The sequence below is a fragment of the Streptomyces sp. NPDC055025 genome (assembly GCF_053608565.1).
Map to the genome: position 1 here is coordinate 154819 of NZ_JBSGVS010000008.1, position 22074 is coordinate 176892.

Annotated in this window: 21 protein-coding genes and 1 pseudogene; 13 read left to right on the forward strand and 9 right to left on the reverse strand. The window is 68.9% G+C overall.

Going from position 1 to position 22074, the window contains the following annotated elements:
* Positions 1-24 precede the first annotated feature (24 nt).
* Positions 25-420, forward strand: a complete 396-nt coding sequence (locus ACWGDX_RS07870) for an effector-associated constant component EACC1 (protein ID WP_453623270.1) — start codon at positions 25-27, stop codon at positions 418-420.
* A 630-nt stretch (positions 421-1050) separates the two neighbouring features.
* On the opposite strand, the gene ACWGDX_RS07875 is transcribed toward ACWGDX_RS07870, so the two are convergent.
* Entirely contained in the window at positions 1051-1704 is a 654-nt protein-coding gene (locus ACWGDX_RS07875; protein WP_453623272.1) for a hypothetical protein, read from the reverse strand.
* A 110-nt stretch (positions 1705-1814) separates the two neighbouring features.
* On the opposite strand from ACWGDX_RS07875, the gene ACWGDX_RS07880 reads away from it, so the two are divergent.
* On the forward strand, positions 1815-2420 hold the full coding sequence (locus ACWGDX_RS07880) for a TetR/AcrR family transcriptional regulator (protein WP_453623274.1): 606 nt from the start codon (positions 1815-1817) through the stop codon (positions 2418-2420).
* A 204-nt stretch (positions 2421-2624) separates the two neighbouring features.
* Here the strand turns inward: ACWGDX_RS07880 and ACWGDX_RS07885 are convergent, their stop codons facing one another.
* The gene (locus ACWGDX_RS07885; RefSeq protein ID WP_453623276.1) at positions 2625-3017 is read right to left on the reverse strand and encodes an ester cyclase; all 393 of its coding nucleotides are present in this window, start codon (positions 3015-3017) and stop codon (positions 2625-2627) included.
* Between the two features lie 183 nt (positions 3018-3200).
* Between ACWGDX_RS07885 and ACWGDX_RS07890 the strand changes: the two genes are divergently transcribed.
* The 3 genes and pseudogenes from ACWGDX_RS07890 (at position 3201) to ACWGDX_RS07900 (ending at position 4694) form a co-directional block, all read left to right on the forward strand.
* A complete protein-coding gene (locus tag ACWGDX_RS07890; RefSeq protein ID WP_453623278.1) occupies positions 3201-3806 on the forward strand; it encodes a TetR/AcrR family transcriptional regulator in 606 nt (201 codons plus the stop codon).
* Positions 3807-3868: 62 nt separating this feature from the next.
* Positions 3869-4057, forward strand: a pseudogene (locus ACWGDX_RS07895) (IS5/IS1182 family transposase); the annotation flags it as partial.
* 286 nt (positions 4058-4343) lie between these two features.
* Complete coding sequence (locus ACWGDX_RS07900) at positions 4344-4694, forward strand: beta/gamma crystallin domain-containing protein (RefSeq protein WP_453623280.1); 351 nt, start codon at positions 4344-4346, stop codon at positions 4692-4694.
* 340 nt (positions 4695-5034) lie between these two features.
* On the opposite strand, the gene ACWGDX_RS07905 is transcribed toward ACWGDX_RS07900, so the two are convergent.
* Positions 5035-6381, reverse strand: a complete 1347-nt coding sequence (locus tag ACWGDX_RS07905; RefSeq protein WP_453623281.1) for a hypothetical protein — start codon at positions 6379-6381, stop codon at positions 5035-5037.
* A gap of 268 nt (positions 6382-6649) precedes the next feature.
* On the opposite strand from ACWGDX_RS07905, the gene ispH reads away from it, so the two are divergent.
* The 8 genes from ispH to ACWGDX_RS07945 all read left to right on the forward strand — a co-directional run bounded on the left by ispH (position 6650) and on the right by ACWGDX_RS07945 (position 15501).
* Positions 6650-7972, forward strand: coding sequence for a 4-hydroxy-3-methylbut-2-enyl diphosphate reductase (ispH, locus tag ACWGDX_RS07910; RefSeq protein ID WP_453623283.1), 1323 nt, complete (start codon positions 6650-6652; stop codon positions 7970-7972).
* Positions 7969-9873, forward strand: coding sequence for a 1-deoxy-D-xylulose-5-phosphate synthase (locus tag ACWGDX_RS07915; protein WP_453623285.1), 1905 nt, complete (start codon positions 7969-7971; stop codon positions 9871-9873). The genes ispH and ACWGDX_RS07915 overlap by 4 nt, the downstream gene beginning before the upstream one ends.
* Complete coding sequence (ispG, locus tag ACWGDX_RS07920) at positions 9870-11030, forward strand: flavodoxin-dependent (E)-4-hydroxy-3-methylbut-2-enyl-diphosphate synthase (protein ID WP_453623287.1); 1161 nt, start codon at positions 9870-9872, stop codon at positions 11028-11030. The genes ACWGDX_RS07915 and ispG overlap by 4 nt, the downstream gene beginning before the upstream one ends.
* Positions 11027-12112: a polyprenyl synthetase family protein gene (locus ACWGDX_RS07925; protein WP_453623289.1), complete on the forward strand. Its 1086-nt coding sequence runs from the start codon at positions 11027-11029 to the stop codon at positions 12110-12112. Before ispG ends, ACWGDX_RS07925 begins: the two co-directional genes overlap by 4 nt.
* 31 nt (positions 12113-12143) lie before the next feature.
* On the forward strand, positions 12144-12503 hold the full coding sequence (locus ACWGDX_RS07930) for a hypothetical protein (protein ID WP_453623291.1): 360 nt from the start codon (positions 12144-12146) through the stop codon (positions 12501-12503).
* 52 nt (positions 12504-12555) lie between these two features.
* Positions 12556-13443, forward strand: coding sequence for an SAM-dependent methyltransferase (locus ACWGDX_RS07935; protein WP_453623293.1), 888 nt, complete (start codon positions 12556-12558; stop codon positions 13441-13443).
* A gap of 127 nt (positions 13444-13570) precedes the next feature.
* Positions 13571-14329 (forward strand): polyprenyl diphosphate synthase, encoded by a 759-nt coding sequence (gene uppS / locus ACWGDX_RS07940; RefSeq protein WP_453623295.1) that lies wholly within the window; start codon positions 13571-13573, stop codon positions 14327-14329.
* An 86-nt stretch (positions 14330-14415) separates the two neighbouring features.
* On the forward strand, positions 14416-15501 hold the full coding sequence (locus tag ACWGDX_RS07945) for a terpene synthase family protein (RefSeq protein ID WP_453623297.1): 1086 nt from the start codon (positions 14416-14418) through the stop codon (positions 15499-15501).
* 124 nt (positions 15502-15625) lie between these two features.
* Here the strand turns inward: ACWGDX_RS07945 and ACWGDX_RS07950 are convergent, their stop codons facing one another.
* From ACWGDX_RS07950 to ACWGDX_RS07975, 6 genes are all read right to left on the reverse strand, one after another.
* Entirely contained in the window at positions 15626-16657 is a 1032-nt protein-coding gene (locus tag ACWGDX_RS07950; protein ID WP_453623299.1) for an alcohol dehydrogenase catalytic domain-containing protein, read from the reverse strand.
* Positions 16658-16794: 137 nt separating this feature from the next.
* Entirely contained in the window at positions 16795-17622 is an 828-nt protein-coding gene (locus ACWGDX_RS07955) for a sugar phosphate isomerase/epimerase family protein (protein ID WP_453623301.1), read from the reverse strand.
* The gene (locus ACWGDX_RS07960; protein ID WP_453623303.1) at positions 17619-18407 is read right to left on the reverse strand and encodes an SDR family NAD(P)-dependent oxidoreductase; all 789 of its coding nucleotides are present in this window, start codon (positions 18405-18407) and stop codon (positions 17619-17621) included. The genes ACWGDX_RS07955 and ACWGDX_RS07960 overlap by 4 nt, the downstream gene beginning before the upstream one ends.
* Positions 18404-19552 carry an alcohol dehydrogenase catalytic domain-containing protein gene (locus ACWGDX_RS07965; protein ID WP_453623305.1) on the reverse strand — a complete coding sequence of 383 codons (1149 nt, stop codon included), beginning with the start codon at positions 19550-19552 and terminating at the stop codon, positions 18404-18406. The genes ACWGDX_RS07960 and ACWGDX_RS07965 overlap by 4 nt, the downstream gene beginning before the upstream one ends.
* Complete coding sequence (locus ACWGDX_RS07970; protein ID WP_453623307.1) at positions 19549-20580, reverse strand: ROK family protein; 1032 nt, start codon at positions 20578-20580, stop codon at positions 19549-19551. The genes ACWGDX_RS07965 and ACWGDX_RS07970 overlap by 4 nt, the downstream gene beginning before the upstream one ends.
* A complete protein-coding gene (locus ACWGDX_RS07975; RefSeq protein ID WP_453623309.1) occupies positions 20577-21800 on the reverse strand; it encodes a sedoheptulose 7-phosphate cyclase in 1224 nt (407 codons plus the stop codon). The genes ACWGDX_RS07970 and ACWGDX_RS07975 overlap by 4 nt, the downstream gene beginning before the upstream one ends.
* Positions 21801-22074: the final 274 nt, after the last annotated feature.

Sequence of the window (22074 nt, forward strand, 5' to 3'; positions counted from 1 at the left end):
CGGTGGCTGGACAACCAGCCTGTATTGCGCGGCAGGTTACGGAGAGCTGCTGATCCGGCCCCTCAGGCGGGCACGATGGGCCTTGCGGCCGATGCGGTGCTGGCGTTGCTCGCCCCGGGTGGTGTCGCGACGGTACTGGCGGGAGCACTGATCGTCTGGATGCAGACCAGGAAGGGCAGCCGGACCGTCACCATCACCCGTGCCGACGGTACCGAGATCAGCGTGACCTCCACACAGGTCGGGGCCATGGACGCGCACCAAGCGGAGGAACTGGCCCGGCGAATCGCGGCTGGTCTCGGAGCGACGGTGCGCGCGGAGCGCGGCGATGCCCTGCCCGAGTCGTCTCCGGACTCTCCCGGCGGCCCGGTTCCGACAGCCGGCCCCGCCGCAGGTCCGACAGCCGGGCCGCCCGCGCCGTGAACAGCCAGGAGCAGCTGGGGGAAGGGGCGCCACCGGCCCCGGCCGCCACCGGCCTGGCGTCGCCTGGTGCGCGCGCCGTACTCGTGGGCGCCGACAGCCACGCGCCCGGGTCCAGCTTGCCCAGTCTGCCCAGTGTTGCGACCACCCTGAACGATCTGGCCCGCGTACTGCAGTTTCATCCGCGCCCTGTTGGGCGGCACCACGAGCCGCCACAGCGATTCGCCGCCACAGCGATTCGCGCCCACGCATCGTCCCGGCCGTACGGGCCGACCACTACGGCAACTGTCTGGTGCACCCCGGGGATTCTGCTTCCGGACATGGACCCCGCACAGCTCGCCGACACGCTCTGCTCGATCCGCGCCGAAGCAGTCCCCGAGAAGACGTGGCACAAGACCTTCCCGGACCTGGACTACGACGACCCCTGCACCTGACCACCCACCACTCACGCCTCGGCCCGCGGCCTGCCCTCTGAAGGGAATTCAGCAGTGCGTCCCGCGGACGCCGGGGGTCGTTGGCGAGGTGAGCGTGCTTCTTGGCCTGGAGCAGGCGGCTCCTGGTAGATGGAGAACAAGCCAAGCGGCGCCATCATCTGGATTCGCGGCCTCCGCCCCGCCGCCCCGTGATCCGAACTCAGTTCGCCGCACCGTCGAGCAGCCAGTTGTAGCGCAGTCGAAGCGCTCGCTCCATGCTGCCCATCGCTGCCGCCACCCCGAGTGTGACGTTGAGCCACAACGGCAGGTGGACGGGCGAATCGAAGCTCCCGACGCGTGAGGCGATCGGCGGTATCCGAGAGAGCGGTTCAACGATCTGTACGACGAGAAGACCGGCGCCCATGAGGAGCGCGATGAGGGAGCAGAAGCCGATCCACCGGCTCAGCGCCGGGTGGTCGCGGTCGAAGCGGGCGCGGCGGCCCTCGGCGGAGGCAGGGTGCGGGACGAGCTGGTGCTCCGCACCAGCGGTGGTGACGTAGTGGCAGCGTTTGATCCCGAAGCCGCTCATCGCCACCTCGATCGTGCCGCCCGGCACGGGGAAGGCGGCGGGGATCTTGGATTCGGAGTGGAGCCTGCCGTCGAGGTACAGGTGCGCCTTGACGTTGCCGGAGCTCTGGTTCTGCCAGTGCCGGACATCGATCGCGTACATCGTCCGACGACCGTCGTGCCGCGTCAGAGGAAGGTGGAACAGCGCGCGGCCCGGCAGCTGCCACCAGCGGAAGCGTTGAAGGGGCCGCCCGTCCCCCGGTCGCACGCGCTTCGCGGCTCGACGCCGCATCCGCTCCTCGAACATCCCTGAGCCTCCCTGGCGCTCGGCCGAATCCCGCACTAGCACACTGTACTAGCGATGTGGGGGCTAAGCTATCACGGCGTACTAGTGCGGTGTGATGGGAGGCGGCGGGAGTGACGGAGAAGAAGGAGGGCGTCGGCACGCGGGACAGGATCCTCGCGGCGGCGGCGGCGATGATCGGAGAAGATCCTTCGGTGAACCTGAGCGTGCGAGCGGTCGCGGCGCGGGCCGGGGTGAGCACCGGGTCACTCAGACACTTTTTCCCGACGCAGCGCGAACTGCGGGACGCGGTGCTCGCCGTCATCTATGACCACGTGGTCTCCGAGGACGGGATCCACGACCGTTCGGTGCCGGCACGAGACCGGCTGGTGAACTGCCTCCGGCAGGTGCTCGCGCCTGCCGGAGTGGGGGAACGGGCACGAGAGGCATGGGGCAGGCTCTTCGAGACATTCATCGCCTCCGAGCCGACCGACGAGGTGCGCGCGGCGTATCTCGCCATGGACCGGGAAGGGCAACGCCGTGTCGAGTCCTGGCTGGCGATCCTCACGCAGGAAGGTGCGCTGGCCGCGGGAGAGAACACTCGACGTGCGAGATTCCTGATGACCGTCCTCAATGGACTCGCGACCGAGAGGGCGTTGCCCGCCGAGAAATCGATCCTGCGATCCGAGACGGAAACCCTGTACATGGCCGTCGACTGCGTCCTCGACTCCCGCAGTTGATGACTGGTCACCTCCGACGCCGCCGGTCACGGCACTGCGCGGAGAAAGACAGGCCGCCGGGTCACAACCCCCTGGGGCCGCCGGCCTGGGGGTTCATCGTGGATCCGGGTCGCGGCATGGCCGGCACACAACGGGAGCCCGGCCGGTGGCCGGGCTCCCGGAGGTGCGGTGGCTTCAGCCGCGGGGGCGGGTCGCTTCCGGAGGTCAGATGCCGAGTTGTCGCTGTACGGCCTGGGCGTCGATCAGGTAGTTCATCTCGTAGAAGCGTCCGTCACGCACCTTGTGGAAGGAGTACTCGGCGTACTCGATCGTTTCGCCGGTCGGAGCGACGCCGAACCACTCCTTCGCGGGGGTGCCCTTGTTGAACAGACGGGCTGCGACGCGGTCACCGTCGATGGCCACGTCCCGTACCCGCCAGGTGAAGTCCGGCACCGCGTCGCCGTGCCCCTTCAGCTCCGCGATGACGTCGTCCCGCGTGACCGGCCGGCCGTTCTCGGTGAGCTCGTCATGGATGAACTCGGTCATCCGGTCGAACTCATGGGCGTTGAGCGCCTCGATGTAGCGCTCGAAGACTTCGCGTACTTCCCTCTCGGACATGCTGACCTCTCTGCCGCCCCCGAACCGCGGGGTGTGTATTGGGACGATGACCGGCCTGCGACGACGCCCTTCCACGAACTCGCCGTGGTGACTGCCGTCGTGGGTGGGAACCGAGAGCACAAGGCTTCTATTCCGATCGGTATAGAAGTCGTGCGGATCGTCACGCGCAAGTACGCTGCACACATGGCTGGTTCGCGGAGCGCCGTTACGGGTCGGCCCCGAGAGTTCGATATCGACGAGGCGCTGGAACGCGCCATGCGGGTGTTCTGGGAACGGGGATACGAGGGGGCCAGCCTCACCGATCTGACCAAGGCCATGGGCATCACGAAGCCAAGCCTGTACGCGGCCTTCGGCAACAAGGAGGAGCTGTTCCGCAAAGCTCTGGAGCGCTACACCGAGGGTCCGGCCGGCTACGGGACGCGCGCCCTGGAGGAGCCGACCGCGCGAGGCGTGGCCGAGGCGATTCTCCGCGGAGCGGTCCGGACCACGACCCGTCCCCAAGGCCCTGCGGGATGCCTGGTCGTGCAGGGCGCGCTGGCGTCGAGCGAAGCGGGTCGGCCCGCGCACGACATGCTGGTCCAGTGGCGCAACGATTCGGCTCTACGCCTTGAGGAGCGCTTCCAGCGGGCCGTCGACGAGGGCGATCTTCCACGCGACGCCGACCCCCGACAGCTCGCCCGGTATGTCATGACGGTGACGTTCGGCATCGCCGTCCAGGCCGCCGGCGGCCTCGGCCGCGACGAACTCCAGGACATCGCCGACATGGCACTGGAGCGCCGGCTGCCGTAGCGGGCGTGCGGCGGACGCGCACGGGGCGTTCCGGCTATCGCTAGTGCGTCGATCTCGGTGACGACCACCAGGTCGTCGTTGACGCTGATACCCGCCGTGTCGTGGCCGTCGGCCGGCCGTTGCCCGGCAAACGCAACGACTGCGAGGCATGGGAGCTGTTCGGCGCGAAAGCCGCCGTCGGCCGTACAACGGTCATCGCAGAGGGCGGCTACAGGGGCACCGGCCTGGAAGGAGGAGCGCGACGCCGGCGGCGGACAGGGTGGGACCGGCGGGGGGCCGGGCTGTTTCCTGCTCCATCGTGCGCCATGGCCTTACCTGCAGTTATCACCCTTTTGATGCGTTTTCCCTGGCTTCGGCAGTTCTGGCATTGTTTCGTCTATAGCGTGGTGACGAAATTGCACGAGCTGCCCGATGGGGTCCCATGGCTGCCTGACGGGCCGCATCCGCCTGTCCGCTCGACGAAGTACCGCTCCGTCATGGCGCAGCGTCGCCGACATGGGGCAGCCCGTGCTCCGGCCTTCGTATCAAGGAGAGTCTGTGATCTCGAAAAGCAAGAGGGTCGCACGTGCCCTGGCCGTGTCGCTTGCCGCAGTTACCGCCTTCACCGTCAGCACGAGCGGCAACGCCTACGCCATCGACCACGTCGAGTGCCGCGGCGGAGAGAACTTCCTCAAGATCTGGTCTCACAACGGCGGCAGGCAAAGCGTCGACTGCTACGCGAACCGCGGAAGGACCGGCTTCGGTGGATGGTGGGTCGACAAGATCTCGACGGGCAACAACGACCTGATCTACTACGACGCCAACGGCGACTCGGTGAGGATCAATCGCTGGACCGAAATCAGCTTCCCGAACCGTCCGCCGAAGGTCAAGTCCATCGAGATTCTGTGACAAGTTGACACCCGGCCGCGGGGAATGACTGTCCGGTCACGCTCTCCCGGGCGTGACCGGTACATGAATGTCACCACGTCACGGAAGTTGAGCCGGAGCCCCTGGAAATCAACGAAGCCAAACGGTGTGAGCGCGGCAGGCTCTCCCCGACCTGGAGTCCGGGCAGGCCGCCCAGGATCGCCGCCGTCGCAAGGTCGGCGGTCTGAACGGCAGCAGCTCCGGCGCCGACGTCACCCCGCGCGAGCCGGACCCCTCGGGAGAGGCCGGCCGGAGAACCGACTGAGTGGCGCTACGGTACGAAGAGCCCCCGGAGACACTTTCACTCTTTCGTGACGCATCGTCAGTTCAGGGCTGCTGCTTCCTCGGTCAGGAGTGCCACGTCGGGGTGGGTGCTGTAGGGGCGCAGTGCCTGGCGCATGGTGGTGAGGGAGGCGCTGGCGCGGGTTGATCGTAACCCCGGGTAGTCGATGAGGAAGCGTTTCCAGGTGGTGAGGGATTCTTCGAGGTTTCCCTGCAGGAGTTGTGATTCGGCCAGGAGCGCCGTGGTCAGTGCCCGAGCCCGGCGTGCCTGTGGGGCGCGGGCGCGCAGGGAGACATGGAAGGCCCGGTCGGCCGCCTGGTGTTCCCCGAGTGCCGTCAGTGTCCGGGCCCGCTGGTAGTGCAGGGCCGCGATCGGGTAGCTGTCGAAGGGGTCGGACAGACTCTGCTCCGCGTGGCTGTGGAGGACTTCCGCGTTGTGCAGCGCCCGGAGTGCGCGGGGACGGTCCTGGGCTCGTGCGTGGGCCAGAGCCAGTTGGGACTGGGTGAAGGACTGGGTCAGGGGTGAGGAGTGGCGGGTCGCGGTGGCGGCGGCCTGTTCGGTCAGGGCGAGTGAGGGCTGCTGGTGTCCGAGTTCCAGCGCGTGGGAGGCGAGAGCCCTGATCGCGATGGTGTAGGTGTGCGGGTCTTCGGCTTCCGCGGCGAGATGGGCGGCTGTGCGGTGGTAGTGCTGGCCCAGGGCGTTGTTGCCGTCGTCGGCGCACATGTTGCCCAGGAGGATGGTGAGCTGTGCTGTGTGCGTGAGGAGTTGGGCGTGCACGTGCTCGCCGGCGGGGGCGAGGAGCCAGGGGGTGACGTCATCGGCGAGGTAGGCGGTGAGGGCGGTGCGGGCGTGCCCGCCGCCGAACGCGCCGGTCGAGGTGGCGAAGAAGGCGGTCATGCTCTGCAGGGCCTCTACTTCCGCGCGGCCGACGCGCCGTCCGGCCATGACGCCGGCGCGGCGGGCCGTGGTCCGCGAGCGTAGGTCCTCCCAGTCGGGGATCCCCAGCATGGCGAGACTGTAGACATCCGCACCCAGGGGTTTCCCGCGGCTGGGGTCGAGTTGGCTTTTGGTGAGCTTGGCCAGATGGTGCACGGGGTTTGCCTCCCAGGACCAGTCCGGTATGCGGGCGGGGGCGCGGGTCAGACCGGCGTCGGCGGCGGTCAGCGGCCTGCCCAGGCGCCGGGAAAGCGCCTCCAGGATGTAGGCGGGCGCGGGCGGGCGCGGATGGGCGCCCGTGAGCCAGCGTGTCGCTGTCGTGCGGTTCACGCTCAAGTCGTGCCCGTGTTCGGAAGCGACCGAGGAGACGGCGTGGGCGAGCTGGGTCGCGTTCCATCCCGCCTCCCTGAGCAGTCGCGCAAGCCGTGCGTTGGATTGCTGAGAGAACACCGCTCTTCCCCGTTCTCAGCTCTCGCCAAGATGACCTGGATACAGCGCCCTTCACAAGGGCGCACAGACGCAGCACGCGCAGCACATCCGCGCACCAAAACCCCTACACGGTGCGGGACTTCGGGGATGTACTGAAGGGGAGGTACCCGCCTGGATCGGTCCTTCAATCCAGGCGCGCCGTCGGGGGCGATCCCTGTTCGCGCGGTCCTCCTCGGCAGTGAAGAACTGCCGGTGCCGATCTCCCGTGCCGCAAACGAGGTGAACAGGCATGTCGCGGTCTTCTGTGTCCTGGTACGCCGCCGCCCTGACGGTGGCACTACCCGCCGGTCATGTGCTGGTGGCCGACGAGCTGGTGTGGCCCGACGGGCGTGTCATGGCCTGCTCGGCCGCGCCGATGGTCGCGGGGGCACTCGACGCCGCGGGTCACCAGGTGGTCACGGGCGCGGTCCGGCTGCTGGCGGAAGGGTCGGGCAGTGGTCTCCGGGCCGCTGTCGCCCGTACCGCCGTGAGCACTGACCGGGCCGAAGAAGCCGTTGCCGCGGAAGGTTCTGGCGGTGTGGCCGTGGTAGTGGCGGCTTCCGAGGCGGGCCTGCGACCGGTGGCGGAGGCGGCCGTGGACTCGTGGGCGCGGATCACGGGGCCCAGGACGGTCCTGCTGGCTTCCCCGCGATCGTTCTGTGCCGGGGTGGAGCGGGCGATCGAGGTCGTCGAGGCACTCCTTGAGCAGGAACAGCGGCACGGGCCCGGTGGGCGGCGGGTGTTCGTGCGGAAGCAGATCGTCCACAACAGCCATGTCATCGCGGGGCTGGCGCGGCGCGGGGCGGTGTTCGTGGAGGAACTGGACGAGGTTCCCGCGGGAGCCCTGGTGGTGTTCTCCGCGCACGGTGTCTCCCCGCAGGTCCGCGCGGAGGCGGCCCGCAGGAATCTCCAGGTCGTGGACGCGACGTGTCCGCTGGTGACGAAGGTCCACGCGGAGGCACGCCGTTTCGCCGAGCGCGGCAGCAGCATCGTCCTGATCGGGCACGCCGGTCACGAGGAGGTCGAGGGCACCTATGGCGAGGCCCCCGACGCCACCGTGGTCGTCGGCAGTGCGCGGGACATCGCCGACCTGGATCTGCCGGACCCGTCGAAGGTCACCTACCTGACGCAGACCACGCTCGCCGTGGACGAGACGCGGGCGACGATCGCCGCGCTCAAGGAACGTTTCCCCCAGGCCCGCGGTCCGGGCTCGGAGGACATCTGCTACGCCACCACCAACCGCCAGCACGCCCTGCGGGCCGTCACCGAGCCGGCGGACCTCGTCCTGGTCCTGGGATCGGAGAACTCCTCCAACTCGGTACGCCTCGTGGAACTGGCCCGCACGGCGGGCACACCGGCCCACCTGATCGAGGACGCCTCCAGCATCCGGCCGGCCTGGCTGCGGGACGTGACCACGGTCGGACTCAGCGCCGGGGCGTCCGCTCCGCCCGCCCTGGTCCAGGAGACCCTCTCGGCGCTGGCCGGGCTCGGGCCCCTCACCGTCCGGGAACGGATCACCACCACCGAGGACATCCACTTCGCACCGCCTGCCGCAGTGAGGAAGAACCGATGAGCACCATCAGCACACACCTCCCCCGATTCCCGCTGCTGGAGCAGGCCGACAGCCCCGCTGCCCTGCGGGCCGTGCCCAGGGAACAGCTGGGCGAGCTGGCGGCCGAGATCAGGGCGTTCCTGGTCGACGCGGTGTGCGCGACGGGCGGCCATCTGGGACCGAACCTGGGGGTGGTGGAGCTGACTCTCGCACTGCACCGGGTCTTCGACTCGCCCAGGGACGCGCTTGTCTTCGACACCGGGCACCAGGCATACGTACACAAGCTGCTGACCGGCCGCCGTAAGGAATTCGGATCGCTGCGGCAGGCCGGAGGCATGTCGGGGTACCCGTCGCGGGCCGAGTCGCCCCACGACCTGGTGGAGAACTCCCATGCCTCCACCGCCCTCTCCTACGCGGACGGCCTCGCGAAAGCACGAGCCCTCAGGGGGGAGAGCGGCCGTGCGGTGGTGGCCGTCATCGGCGACGGCGCACTCACCGGCGGACTGGCCTGGGAGGGCCTGAACAACCTCGGCGCGGGCCGGTCCCGTCCGGTGATCGTGGTGCTCAATGACAACGGCCGTTCCTACGCCCCCACGACCGGTGCTCTCGCCGGACATCTGAGCGCGCTGAAGCGCCATGGCACCAGGACGGCGGAGCGCCAGGCGCACCCGGCGGAGCGGAACGTGATCACCGATCTGGGTCTCGGCTATGTCGGTCCCGTCGACGGCCATGACACGACCGCCGTGGAGGACGCGCTGCGCCGGGCACGGGCGATGGCCCGTCCCGTGGTCGTGCATGTGGTGACGGTCAAGGGCCGGGGCTACGTACCGGCTGAGGGGGACGAGGCGGACTGCCTGCACGCGGTCGGTGTCGTCGATCCGTCCACCGGCCGCCCCACCGCGGCGGCCAAGAGTCCGGGACGGTCGTGGACAGGCGTGTTCGCGGACGAACTCGCCTCTGTGGCGAGCGAGCACCCGCGGGTGGTGGCCATCACCGCGTCGATGCTGCGGCCGACCGGCCTGCACGCCATGCGGGAGAAGTACCCGGAACGGGTCTTCGACGTCGGGATCGCCGAACAGCACGCCGTCACGTCGGCGGCCGGGCTGGCGATGGAGGGCTTCCACCCGGTGGTGGCGATCTACGCCACCTTCCTCAACCGGGCCTTCGACCAGGTCCTGATGGACGTGGCCCTGCACGGGCTGCCGGTCACCTTCGTCCTGGACCGTGCCGGGATCACCGGCCCCGACGGTCCCTCCCACCATGGCATATGGGACCTGGCCCTGCTCAGCGCCGTCCCCGGTATACGGGTCGGCATTCCCCGCGACGCCGCGCAACTGCGCGAACTCCTCACCGAGGCCGTCACCCACCACGCCGGACCCACCGCACTGCGCTTCCCCAAAGCCCAGGCCGCGGACGACATCCAGGCCCTGGAGCGTCGCGGCCCCGTCGACATCCTCTTCCGCTCCGGGATCCGGGACGTCCTGCTCGTCGCCACCGGCCCGCTCGCCGCAGCGGCCGTCGAAGCCGCCGCCTATCTCGACCGGCGGGGCATCGGGTGCACCGTCGCCGACCCCCGCTGGGCCCTGCCCGTCCCTCATCAGCTCACCGAACTCGCCGCCCGCCACCGCCTGGTGGTCACCGTCGAGGACGGCATCCGCTCCGGCGGCCTGGGAACAGCCCTCGCCCAGGCACTCACCGACACCGGAAGCACCGTGCCCGCCCATGCCCTGGGCCTGCCGCCCCGCTTCCTCCCGCACGCGACCCGCACCGGCCTGCTCGGCGCGGCGGGCCTCGACAGCCGGGGCATCCTCCACGCCGTGCTCCGGGCCCGCGCAGGGCTCCCGTACCACACCCAGCAGCCCGCGCAGCCCGCGCAGCCCGCGCAGCTCGAACAGCTCGAACACGAAGGCGGGACACGATGACCACCGACCTCGGCCTGCCCATCCTCCCTCCCACTCCGGCGCGCCGCCGCACCCGCCAACTCCACGTCGGCGATGTCCTGGTGGGCGGCGGCGCGCCGGTCTCCGTCCAGACCATGACCACCACCCCCACCGCCGATGTGGACGCCACCCTCCAGCAGATCGCCGAAGTCACCGCCGCCGGCTGCGACATCGTCCGCGTCGCCGTCCCCTCCCAGGACGACGCCGACGCCCTCCCCGCCGTCGTCGCCCGGTCGAAGCTGCCGGTGATCGCCGACATCCACTTCCAGCCCCGCTACGTCTTCGCCGCCATCGACGCCGGCTGCGCCGCCGTACGGGTCAACCCCGGCAACATCCGCAAGTTCGACAACCAGGTGGGTGCCATCGCGAAGGCCGCCGCGGCGGCCGGGGTACCGATCCGGATCGGCGTCAACGCCGGCTCCCTCGACCCCCGCCTCCTCGCCAAACACGGCCGGGCCACCCCCGAGGCCCTGGTGGAGTCCGCGCTGTGGGAGTGCTCCCTCTTCGAGGAGCACGGCTTCCAGGATCTGAAGATCGCGGTCAAGCACCATGACCCGGCCACGATGATCGCCGCGAACCGACTTCTCGCCCGAGCGTGCGACTACCCCCTGCACCTGGGCGTCACCGAAGCCGGACCCGCCTTCCAGGGCTCCATCAAATCGGCCGTCGCCTTCGGCATCCTCCTCGGCGAAGGTATCGGCGACACCATCCGCGTCTCCCTCTCCGCCCCGCCCGTCGAACAGGTCAAGGCCGGCTGCCACATCCTCTCCTCCCTCGGCCTGCGCCCCCGCAAGCTGGAGATCGTCTCCTGCCCCGGCTGCGGACGCCTCCAGGTCGACATCCACCGCCTCGCCGCGCAGGTCGAGGCCGCCTTCGACGGCTTTCCCCACCCCCTGCGCATCGCCGTCATGGGCTGTGTCGTCAACGGACCCGGGGAATCACGCGAAGCCGACCTCGGCGTCTCCTGCGGCAACGGCAAGGGCCAGATCTTCCGCAAGGGCCAGGTCATCACCACCGTCCCCGAACACAAGATCGTCGAGACGCTGCTCGACGAGGCCCTGCGGCTCGCCGAGACCACACGGATGACACCGGGCCCGGACACCCCCGACGAACACAACAATGGTGAGGACACACCATGACCACCCGCCCGGCGACATCGTTCCCCATGGACGCCGCCACCATCCGTGCCACGACCGACGCACTCATCCACGACTTCCTCGACGAGCGCGAACGGGAAGCCACCGAACTGCCGGAGCTGACCGTGTTCACCGGCCTGCTGCGCGCGCTGCTGGACTCCGGAGGCAAGCGCATCAGGCCCACGCTGTGCGTCATCGGCTGGCAGTCCATCAGCGACACCCCACCGCCGACGGCCGTACTCCGCGTCGCCGCGTCACTCGAACTCTTCCACGCCTTCGCCATGGTCCACGACGACATCATGGACGGCTCCGACACCCGCCACGGTCGGCCCACCGCACACCGCGTCCTCACCGACCGCCACGCGGACCACCCGGACGCCACGGCCATCGGGGCCAACACAGCGATCCTCCTCGGTGACCTCGTCCTGTGCTGGACCTCCGACCTGCTCCTTCTCAACGGTCTCGGGGACCTGACCCCGGAGCAACGTTCCGTTGCCTGGCCACTGCTGAACGCCCTGCGGACCGAGGCGATCGTGGGCCAGTACCTCGACCTGACCGCCACCGGACGCCCCACCGCGGACACCCGCTCCGCCTGGCGCGTCATCCGCCACAAAGCAGTGCGCTACACCGTCGAACACCCGCTGCGCCTCGGTGCCGCACTGGCCGGAGCCAGCGCGGAGCAGCTACAGACCCTGTCCGCCTACGCGTTCCCGCTGGGCGAGGCGTACCAACTCCGCGACGACATGCTCGGCGTCTTCGGTGATCCCGAACGCACCGGCAAGTCCACCACGGACGACTTCCGTACGGCCAAACACACGGTCCTCGTCGCCACCGCCCTCCAGCACGCCACCCCCGCCGAGGCCCGGACCCTCACGTCCCTCCTGGGCGACAGCGCACTCGACGGGGCCGGCGCCCGCAGAATCCGGGAGATCCTCACCAGCACCGGCGCCGTCGCCGCGGTGGAGCGCGCGCTGCGCGAACGGTACGAGCAGGCGCTGCACGCCCTGACGGAGCCCTGTCTGGCGCCCGTCGCCGTCGCGGAACTGCGACGTCTGGCCGAGTCCGTGATCACCAGGAACACCTGAGCCCGAGGACACGCAGGGCAACGCCGACGACATGCCGGGCCACCCTTGCGGGGCCCGATGCCACAGCGGCGACCCCACCGTCACCGGCAAGCCCGCCTTCAGCGACCTGCGCCGGCGCGAGGTCACCCTGCCCGTCCTGGCGGCGGTCCGCTCCGGCACCCCGGCCGGGAACGAGACCACCGCGCTGCTCACCTCCTCGACCGACCGGCCGTGGGACGTGACCCGCACCGCCCGCCTGATCGAAGAAGCCGGGGGCCGCGCCTCCTCCGGACAACTCGCCAGGGATCAACTCGGCATCGCTCTCGAAGAACTGGAGCGCACCGGTGTACCGAGTCCGACGAACGACGACCTGGCAACACTCTTCCGCCTCACCGTCACCCACGCAGCCTGACACCACCACAGAAGAAGCACCGGCCCCGCCCACACCCATCGGAGACAAACTCATGGACCTTCAGAGCGAAGCCCCCCGGAACGTCGTACGTGACGACTACGAGCACCGCCTGCACCAGTACTGGACAACGAAGCAGAACGACCCGATCAATCTGCTCCTCGGCCAGACCGACAACCTCTACCACCACCACTTCGCCACCGGCGACTTCGACCGCTCCGTCCTCGACGCGCCCGCCGAACACCGCGACCGGCTCATCCTGGAAGAGATGCACCGCATGGAGAACGACCAGGTCTCCCTCATCCTCGACGGCCTCGGCGCCGTCCCCGCCACCGCCCGCGTGCTGGACGCCGGCTCCGGACGCGGCGGCACCTCCTTCGCCATCCACGACACCTTCGGCTGTGCCGTCGACGGCGTCAACTTCTGCACGCACCACCTTGAGTTCGCCCGTGACCTCGCTGAACGCCGCGGCTCAGCAGCATCCGTACGGTTCCACTACGCCAACATAGCCGCCACACCCTTCCCGGACGCCTCGTTCCAGTACGTGATCACCAACGAGGCGACCATGTACGTCGACCTCTTCGAGCTGTTCGCGGAATTCGCCCGCGTCCTGGAGCCCGGTGGCCGGTACGTCCTGACGACCTGGTGCGCCAACGACGCCGTCGCCCTCGACACACCCGAGGTCAAGGCCATCGACGAACACTATGTGAGCCGCATCCACCGTCGCAGCACCTACTTCCGGGCACTCGCCGCCAACGGCCTGGCCCCCATCAAGGTCACCGACCTGACCCAGGACGCCATCCCCTACTGGGAACTGCGCACCCACTGCGACCTGCGCACCGGCGTCGAGTCCCCCTTCCTCAACGGACACCGCAGCAACGTCCTCAACTACCTGGCCGTCACCGCCGAACGCGTCCTCACCCCCACCACCGCGCAGGGGTAGTCGCGTCGCTGGAGCCCTGTCACGCGCGTGCGTGCCGCGGTCGAAAACCTTCTCTGCCTGCGGGGCCGCCCTCGCCTCCCGTACATCAGCAGCCCACATCGTCGAACGACATCTCCCAGGAGGGGATATGACGTCCCTCACCAATACGCCCTCCCACCAGGAACGCGGCCACCGAGCAGCGGACCGGGGGTCCACCCCGCGACATCTGGCGGTGATCCTCGACGGCAACCGGCGCTGGGCCCGCACCCAGGGACAGACACCTCTGCACGGGTTCCGGCGCGGCGGCGAGCATGTCCTTGACTTCCTCACCTGGTGCCAGGACATCACCGGACTCACCACCCTCACCCTGTGGCCGCTGTCCACCGAGAACCTCCACCGCCCCGCCACCGAGGTCAGCGGAATACTGGAGGTCATCGCCGAGACCACCCAGGCCATCGCGGACACCGGCCAGTGGCGCATCCGCTACCTCGGCACCCCCCATCGCCTGCCACCGCAGGTCACCCGAACACTGGACGCCGCGGCGGAGCAGACGCGGCGACTCGACCGGCCGGTGATCAACCTCGCCATCGCCTACGGCGGACGCGACGAGATCGTCCGTAGTGTCCAGGCCCTGATCATCAGCCACCAGAAGGCAGGCACCCTCAGCCACCTGGTCCAGCGTTTCGGCCCCGACGAGATCAGCCGGCATCTGGACACCGCCGGCCAGCCCGACCCCGACATGGTCATCCGCACCGCGGGCGAACAACGCCTCTCCGGCTTCATGCCCTGGCAGACCACCTACGCCGAGTACTACTTCTGCCCCACACCCTGGCCCGCCTTCAGCAAGGCGGATCTCGACACCGCGCTGACCTGGTACGGCCACCGCGCCCGCAACTACGGCCTCTGACCCGGCAGAGACCTGGCACACAGTCGCAGTCGTGCAGCGACATCCCGAACGAGACCGGTGGCACACCCGGTGAAAGGCAGAAGCAGATGACCGCCACTCCCGTAACACTGAGGCTCCCGTATCTCCACTACCAACCCTTCCCGCCGCAGATCCACCCGGAGACCGATCAGGCCGAGAACGAGATGATCGACTGGCTGACCGGTCACGGCCTGCTGGTGGACCCCGACCGGGAGAGGGCCTTCCGGGCCACCCGCTTCGCCGAACTCGTCGGCCGTGAATACCCGAAGGCCGATGCCGCGGGGCTGCGTATGGTGGCGAATCTCTACGGCTGGATCTTCGTTCTCGACGACTCCGTCTGCGACACCGGAGCCCTCGGCAGGAACCTGGCCAAACTGGCCGCGTTCCACGCCTGGATGCGCGAGATCATGGAAAGGGGCAGCGCGACGGCCGGCGACGGTCTCGCCCGCGCCGTCACCGCCGGTTTGGACGACGCCGACAGGGACATGTGCCACCGCCTCGCCGATGCCGGAAACGACCTCTTCCGATCCATCGCCGACCGATCCAGCCCCACCCAGTACATGCGTGTCGTCGCGGGGTGGGACTACTACTTCCTCGGCACGCTGTGGGAGGCCGGCCAGCACGTCCGCTCCACAACGCCATCCCCGGGGGAGTACGCCATCGGACGGCGCATGACGTGCGGAAACTCGATCGGCCTCGCCCTTCAGGACATCGCCGCCGGTTACGAAGTCCCGCCCGACGAGTACGAGCATCCCGCGGTCCGCGAACTGCGCAGGTACAACAGCAACATCACCTCCTGGTGCGATGACGTGTTCTCCTACGGCAAGGAGAGCGAAATCGAAAGTCCCCGGCCTCTCAACCTTCCCAACGCCCTGATGCAACACGACGGACTGGACGAGCAGGCCGCGCTCGAGGAGACCGCCCGACTGCACAACCTGGAGATCGAGGGGTACATCTCGACGGAGGCACAGGTGGCCACCTGGGCCAGTCCGCAACTCATCCGATTCCTCGAGGCCATGTGTTCCATGCAGCGCGGCTACTACGACTGGGGGCTGAAGACTCCCCGCTACAACGTCGATCACTACTTCGACACCGGCCACCGGACGCATGACGGCAACGGGACAACCTCCGCCCGTGGTCGCGGTGCCGGCTGATCTCCGACGGGCTCACGGGCTCACGTGTGGCGAATTCGATGGCCACCGGTTCACCGCAGGAGCAGGAGCAGCCGTCGCCGTCGCCGTCGCGGCGCCGGCCCTCTCGTGAGAGTGCGCGGTCATGTCATCGCTGGGCGCCGATTCCTATCAGCACCTTCCCGGGGTAGTCTTCCGCGCCCGTGGCCATGCCCATGATGAGAGCCGGGAAATCGTCGAGGCCGATCTGCCGGGACGCCAGCCTTTCCAGTGGGAATTCGTGCGGATGCCGCGCGTGCAGCCGGTAGCCTTCTTCGTAGTCTTCCTTGGAACACCCGTAGGCACCCGATATGCTCAGTCGTTTCCCGTTGTGGACGACGGACTCGATTCGTTCCTCTCTGCGAATCGAGTCGACATCCTTCTGGCCGAGGGGGAAGCTGTCGCCCTTGCGTGTGCCGCCGTATACGAGCAGGACCGCCTCGTCGGCGGCCATGGCGGCGGCGGTCTCCAGGATGTCCGTACTGGACACGGTGGGTGCGACGATCACCGCGTCGAACTCGTTCCGGTGAGCCTTCGTGTCCTCCAGCGAATATATCTCGTCTTTGGTGAGAATTTCCCTTTCTGTCGCGAAGGTGCGCCGCATTTCTCCGCGGTTGAACACCGAGATGGACGCCCCCAGATGCCTCGCGTACATGGCGAACATGAGCCCCGCGCAGCCGGCGCCGATAATTCCCACCTTCTTTCCCGCCAGGGAGGGAAGGTTTGTGAGTTCGAGGAGTTTCCGGAGTGCGTGCACAATGCAGGCGAACGGTTCCGGCATCCAGACGCTGTTCTGGATCTCCGGCTCCGGTACCCGGATGACCGTCTGCTCCAGCACCTCCTTCGTGCCATGTACGAAGACGTACTCGGCGAAGCCGGTCGTGCGGGTCGGGGTGATATTCGGATTGAGGGTGACCACGTCACCCTTCTGAAGTCCCGTCCCTGCCCCCGAGAAGGAAACGGTGCCGACGAGCTCGTGGCCGAACAGCGGGCCGCGGTCTCCCATGACATCGCGTGACCCGATGACCTCCTTGACGTCGGCCCGGCAGATCCCGATGTAGTGGGGCTCTATGACGACCGTGTCGTCGCCGAGTGCGTCCTGAGGGAACGCGCGCACGCCGAGGGCTACCACGCCGTCCATGAGTGTGGACGTTTCGTAGGTGTACGGAACGCTGGACAATGCGACTCCCGGTTTGGTTTCTGGAGGTGGCGTGGAAGGGGAGGGCGAAGAGCTGACCCGCCTCGTCGAGATGACGCGTGAGTGCCGCGAACACCGATTCAGCGAGGTGGGGGATGCCGCGATTCCGTGTGAGCGGTACGGGCGCGTACGCGTTCGATGTCGAGGCCGAGGCGTCGCGTGTCGCCGTCGCGGTAGTCGTTCTCCAGGACCAGCGCGTCGGGTGCGCGCCGTGCTCGCAGGGCGGCGAGGGCCTCCCATACCCGGCCGTCCCCGTCTCCGAGCAACTCCTTGCCCACGACGCCGTTCGTGCCGTCCTTGAGATGGATCTGCGAAGCCGTCCACTCCTCGGTCGCCTCGATCAGTGCCAGAACGTCGAGACCGGCCGCGCGCGGGTTGTACGTGTCGAGCAGCAGCCGGAAGGAGGGTGCCGCCACCTCCGCTGCCAGAGCCCGCACGCACGCCGGTCCCAGACCGTTCTCACTGGCCAGCAGCAGTCCGCGTGCCTCGGCCTCCCGCGCCGCCCAGCCGAGAACCTCCGCGGTGCGGAGCAGATCCCGCATACCGTGGATCGCACTGCGGCGGAAGCTCGGTACGAATGCCAGAGGCGTGCCCAGGGCAGAGGCCGTGTCCAGCACCCGGACCAGGACGCGCTGGGCACGCAGCGCGTCCCGGCTGCCCTTCACCGCCGTGAGCCCGATGTCGTTGAGCGTGTTCCCCGCGACGGCGAGCGGTTGCAGCCCGAACTCGGCGAAGTCGTCCCGGAGCCGGTCGACGGTTCCCGCCGCGTCGAGCCAGGCCCCTCTCCCCGGGCCGCCGAGATCGAGCTGGAGACCCTCGGCGCCCGCCTCGTGCGCCAGTCGGACAGCGCCGAAGTGATCCCCCGGCAACCGCCAGGCGGCGAGTCCGACGAGCGGGGACCGTGTCACGACGCCGTCCCCGAAGAGATTCTGCGGCTCTGGGACCGCGGCATCCTCTCGCGCGCCGGATACCAGACACCCGTGTCATCGACCACGAGGTGGGCACCGTGCAGTCCCGCACCGGCGGTCGCCGCCAGCTCTCGGGCCAGCGGGGCGAAACTCGCCGGCTCCATATAGGTGCTGTAGTCGAAGTCCTGCGGACGCCGGCGCCGGATCCCAGGGGTGTCGACCATGCCGGCCGGCAGGGCCTGCACGATGCGCAGTGCTTCCGTATCGGACGCCTCGGCGGTTTCCTCCTGCGCGACGGAGTCGAGCAGAGCGGAAGCGGCCGCCTTGGAGGCGGCGTATCCGGATCGCCCCGGACCCGCGTTGTAGACCACTTCGGAAGAGATCCCGAGGAACACCCCGGGGGTCTCGGCGGAGCGCAGTACCGGCTGTGTCCGAGCGAGAGTCAGCCAGAGCCCGTGCAGATTGACGTCGATCTGCCGACGCCACTCCGCCTCGTCGCAGTCCTTGAAGAGAGCCCGTCCGCCGCCGTAGTGAACCGCCGAGTAGCAGACCGCGTGCAGGGGCTCCTCGACAGCGGCCGTCAGACCGCCGGTGACCTGGGCGGGGTCGGTGAGGTCCGTGGCCAGCCAACGGAGCCGGTCGGCGCCGGCACCGGTCGGAGCGGACCTGCTGAGCACCAGGACGTCGAGTCCCGCGTCGGCCCAGGCGTCCGCGACGCCCCGGCCAATGCCCGTCGACCCGCCGACCACCAGGGCCCGGCGGCGGTTCCGACCGTTTGCGGTCATTGGCTCTCCCTGGATGAAGGCGGCACCGGAGCGAAGCGCACCGCGAGTTTGATGAGCCGGGTGCCGGCCACGGTCCGACTGCGGCTGACCGACAGGCCGTTCATGATCTGGACGGCTTCCCGGGGTCCCACGACATGTGTCACCAGGTCGCGGTAGAGCGCCGGATCACGGCGCAGCTCGGCCGCCGCCGCTGTGAGATGTTCGTTGCCCACACCGCGGTGACCCGTCAGGCGTACGTTCCGGCCTTCCGCGGTGCGCACTTCCGCGAACGCGGCCGGCACGGGATGTCCCGCGCAGTTGGCGGCCCGTACGGCGGTCAGGTCGACCCCGGGCAGCAGCGGAGTGGCGGCGTCCGGTGGAAGACCGCCGAACATGTCGACGGTCAGCTCGCCCTTGCCGAGGCGCAGCGCGGATTCGAGTGCGTGCCCGGTACCGTCACGCGGCGTGGCGAGCAGTGCGGCCACCGGGCCTTCGTCCAGCGGGGGCAGTTCGTCGTACTCTCCGCCGAGCAGCAGCTCCGTACCCTCCGGCGGATGCCGGGTGCTCCATTCCAGTCCCTCGCGGGTGTGATGGACCAGGAGGACGCGTACCTCTTCCTTGAACCACCGGCGGGCGGCTCGTACGGCGAGTTGGCCTATCGTGCCGTCGCCGTACACCACCAACGTACGAGGACTGCCGGTGGCGAGCAGACCGAGGGAGTACCGGACCGCCGCGAGCGGTTCGATCAGTGTGCCGAGCACTGCCTCGGGCGGCCTGTCCAATGGCACGACAAGCCCGGCTCGTACCGCCGTGGCCGGGATGCAGGTACGTTCCTGCAACAGTCCGTCCACGTTGTGTCCGAGCAGGAAGGACGAGTCGGACCGGTGGGTCGGGTTGATCACGACCGCGGTGCCCGGACGCAGGGAGTCGGGGACGCCCGCACCGACGGCGACCACATGGGCGATGCCTTCATGGCCGATCACCGGCGACGGGTCGTCGCGCAGCCCGCGCAGCATCTGGATGTCCGTCCCGCACAGTCCTGCCACCTGGGTGGCCACCACCAGCTCACCGGGTGCGGGTGGTTGGCTGTGCCGCAGGCGCAGTCCGACTCTTCCCGCTTCCCGGACGATCGCCTGGTGATTCGGGATGTCCTCGGCCGCCCTCATGCCGCTACTCCGGCATACGCGGCGATCCCCGCCCCTGCCAGGCTGTCGGCTTCCCCCGGGCCGCTGACGGTGATGTGCTGACCCAGCCACTCGGGGCTGCGTTCGCTGGTGAGATACAGCCCCTCTCGGGTGAGGTGTCCCATCAGGGCGTGCCGGTAGTGGTGGCCCAGGCCGTGCACGACGCCGCCGGTCAGGACCGCCTCGTCGATCTCGGGATCGAGACACAACGCGGTGCGCAGGACGGCCGCGACGGGAGCGGTGGCCGCGTCGAGCAGTTCGACCGCCAGGCCGTCCTGTTCGTCCAGCGCACGACGCAGCGACGACTCGAAATCGGTGCCGCCGGATGTCAGGAGACCGAGCCGGGATGCCGCCCAGCGCCTTGGCTCCCGCTGTGCGAGGACTTCCGCCATCCGCGCTATCCCGGGACCCGAGGCATACGCCGCGAGATGTCCGCTCTGCCCGCAGTCGCAGTCCAGCTCCACGGAGCGTCCGGCGAGCTCGCAATGGGCCGGCAGATGGCCGATCTCGCCCTGAAGCCCGCAGATGTCCACCGGAATCAGCCCCAGCCGCTGGTCTATGACCCGGCAGGCGATTCCCGTACTGATGGTGGCCAGGAGAACTTTGCGGTGGGTGCTGCGGCCGGGGGCGGCGGCGGCGTGCAGGAGTGCGGCCGTGACATCGTTGACGATGTGCCAGCGGACCTCGGGCCGCCGGGACACCAGGGCCTCCCGCAGACTGTACGGCTCGCTGTGCCCGCCCCACAGGGGCGCCGAGGCGTAGATGGTCCCGGAGCGATGGTCGAGCGCCGCTCCGAAGGAGATCCCGACCACGGCGTCCGGTGTTCCGGCCACGGCGTCGCACAGCTCCCTGACCATCATGGCCTGGAGTTCCGCGACGGAGGTGTCGGGGAAGCGCTTGAAACTGGGGGAAGGGCGCGAGGTCCGGGCACGCAGCTCTCCCTCGCGTGACCACAACGCCTGGCGAATGTGTGTTCCGCCGACATCCAGGACCGTGATGGCCGCGTTCATATCGTCGCGCCGACGAGTGTGCTCTCCGTGGCCGTCTTCCAGGCGCCGACGAACTCCAGCGCCCGGCCCAGTTCCTCCGGAGTGAGGTCGTTGACGAAGACGACGGAGCCGATGCCGCGGGTCAGGGGGACACGCTGGTACCCGTCGCGGTGCTTGACGGCGTCCGCCAGGGCTTCTTCGAGGAGTCCCTGGGTGAAGATCGGATGCGAGATCGGGAGCTGGAAGCCGACGAGCAGCCTCAGCGCCCGGTCGATGTCGCTCTTCGCCAGGTGTCCTCGCAGATGGGCGAGTGCGAGGCAGATCGCCATGTCGACGGCGACGGCCTCGCCGTGCAGGAGCGGCGGGTCGGCGCGCAGTTCCAGGGAAGGGCTGAAGGTGTGGCCGTAGTCGACTGATCTTTCCAGCACCTGCTCCCACAGATTGGGTTCGAGCTCATCGAGCATGCCCGAAATCGCCCGCGACAGGACATCGCTCAGTGTCGAGCCGCACCCCGCCAGTGTCTCCGGGGTGACGGTGCCGACCGCCACTTCGAGGAGCTCGAAGAGGGCCGCGTCCTTCACCAGGGCCATCTTGATGATCTCGGCCATGCCGTTGGCCACGTGCCGCGGATGGATGGTACGGAGGAACTCCGGGTCGATCAGGGCGAGTTCGGGTGCGAAGTAGGATCCCAGACGGTTCTTGTGGTGCCCGTAGTTGATGCCCGTCTTGACCCCGATCCCGGCGTCGATCTGACCCACGAGCGTGGTGGGGACGCGGACGTAGGGCACACCGCGGCGGTACATGCTCGCGGCGAATCCGACGATGTCCAGGACGACACCGCCGCCGACGGCGATCACCTTCTCGGCCCGGCGAAGGATTCCCATCCGCGTCATGGCCTCGGTGACACGGACAGCCTGCTCCAGGTACTTCGCCTCTTCGTCCCCCTGGATGGTCTGCCAGATCGCCTCGATCCGCCAGTGCTCGAAGTACGCCTCGAACTTCTCGCGGTACAGGGCCTCGACGACGGAGTCGATCACCAGGAGGCTCCGTAAGGGACGCCCGTGGCCGCCTCCGCAGGCCTGGGCGAGGGCGGGGTTGTCGAGGTCCAGGAGCCCGCGCACCATGCTGACGCTGTAGGCGATGGGCTGCTTGGCCCGAACGTTCCAGTGCAGTCCGGGCGGCTTCGGAAGATCGGCACCCGGGTTCAGACCGGCAGGCCGGGACATTGCGGGAGTGGACATAGCAAGACCTCCGTGAGCGTGAGTCACTGGGAGTACGCAGCATTGTCTTGATCGGGAAGCCACACAGATGTCGTCCTGAGCGGTCACGGCGACACGGACGGGTGTGGACCGCAGGGCCCGGCGTGGCGCCGAGGTGGTGAACCACCCCTCCGCGGCGTGCCCGTCTTAGAGGGAAAGCTAGAGCGTCACCTGTATGTGCTGCAACGTGAGCGGGGTCACATTCAATGCATTCAGATGCATGTAAATTTCTCTTTAAGTCTGCGGGGAACAGAGG

Coding starts and splice junctions, on each gene's coding strand:
- ACWGDX_RS07935 (WP_453623293.1), top strand. CDS start 12,556: ATGGACCTTCAGAGCGAAGCCCCCCGGAACGTCGTACGTGACGACTAC.
- ispH (WP_453623283.1), top strand. CDS start 6,650: ATGTCGCGGTCTTCTGTGTCCTGGTACGCCGCCGCCCTGACGGTGGCA.
- ACWGDX_RS07950 (WP_453623299.1), bottom strand. CDS start 16,657: ATGGACGGCGTGGTAGCCCTCGGCGTGCGCGCGTTCCCTCAGGACGCA.
- ACWGDX_RS07885 (WP_453623276.1), bottom strand. CDS start 3,017: ATGTCCGAGAGGGAAGTACGCGAAGTCTTCGAGCGCTACATCGAGGCG.
- ACWGDX_RS07970 (WP_453623307.1), bottom strand. CDS start 20,580: ATGAACGCGGCCATCACGGTCCTGGATGTCGGCGGAACACACATTCGC.
- uppS (WP_453623295.1), top strand. CDS start 13,571: ATGACGTCCCTCACCAATACGCCCTCCCACCAGGAACGCGGCCACCGA.
- ispG (WP_453623287.1), top strand. CDS start 9,870: ATGACCACCGACCTCGGCCTGCCCATCCTCCCTCCCACTCCGGCGCGC.
- ACWGDX_RS07930 (WP_453623291.1), top strand. CDS start 12,144: ATGCCGGGCCACCCTTGCGGGGCCCGATGCCACAGCGGCGACCCCACC.
- ACWGDX_RS07965 (WP_453623305.1), bottom strand. CDS start 19,552: ATGAGGGCGGCCGAGGACATCCCGAATCACCAGGCGATCGTCCGGGAA.
- ACWGDX_RS07925 (WP_453623289.1), top strand. CDS start 11,027: ATGACCACCCGCCCGGCGACATCGTTCCCCATGGACGCCGCCACCATC.
- ACWGDX_RS07975 (WP_453623309.1), bottom strand. CDS start 21,800: ATGTCCACTCCCGCAATGTCCCGGCCTGCCGGTCTGAACCCGGGTGCC.
- ACWGDX_RS07915 (WP_453623285.1), top strand. CDS start 7,969: ATGAGCACCATCAGCACACACCTCCCCCGATTCCCGCTGCTGGAGCAG.
- ACWGDX_RS07875 (WP_453623272.1), bottom strand. CDS start 1,704: ATGTTCGAGGAGCGGATGCGGCGTCGAGCCGCGAAGCGCGTGCGACCG.
- ACWGDX_RS07945 (WP_453623297.1), top strand. CDS start 14,416: ATGACCGCCACTCCCGTAACACTGAGGCTCCCGTATCTCCACTACCAA.
- ACWGDX_RS07960 (WP_453623303.1), bottom strand. CDS start 18,407: ATGACCGCAAACGGTCGGAACCGCCGCCGGGCCCTGGTGGTCGGCGGG.
- ACWGDX_RS07890 (WP_453623278.1), top strand. CDS start 3,201: ATGGCTGGTTCGCGGAGCGCCGTTACGGGTCGGCCCCGAGAGTTCGAT.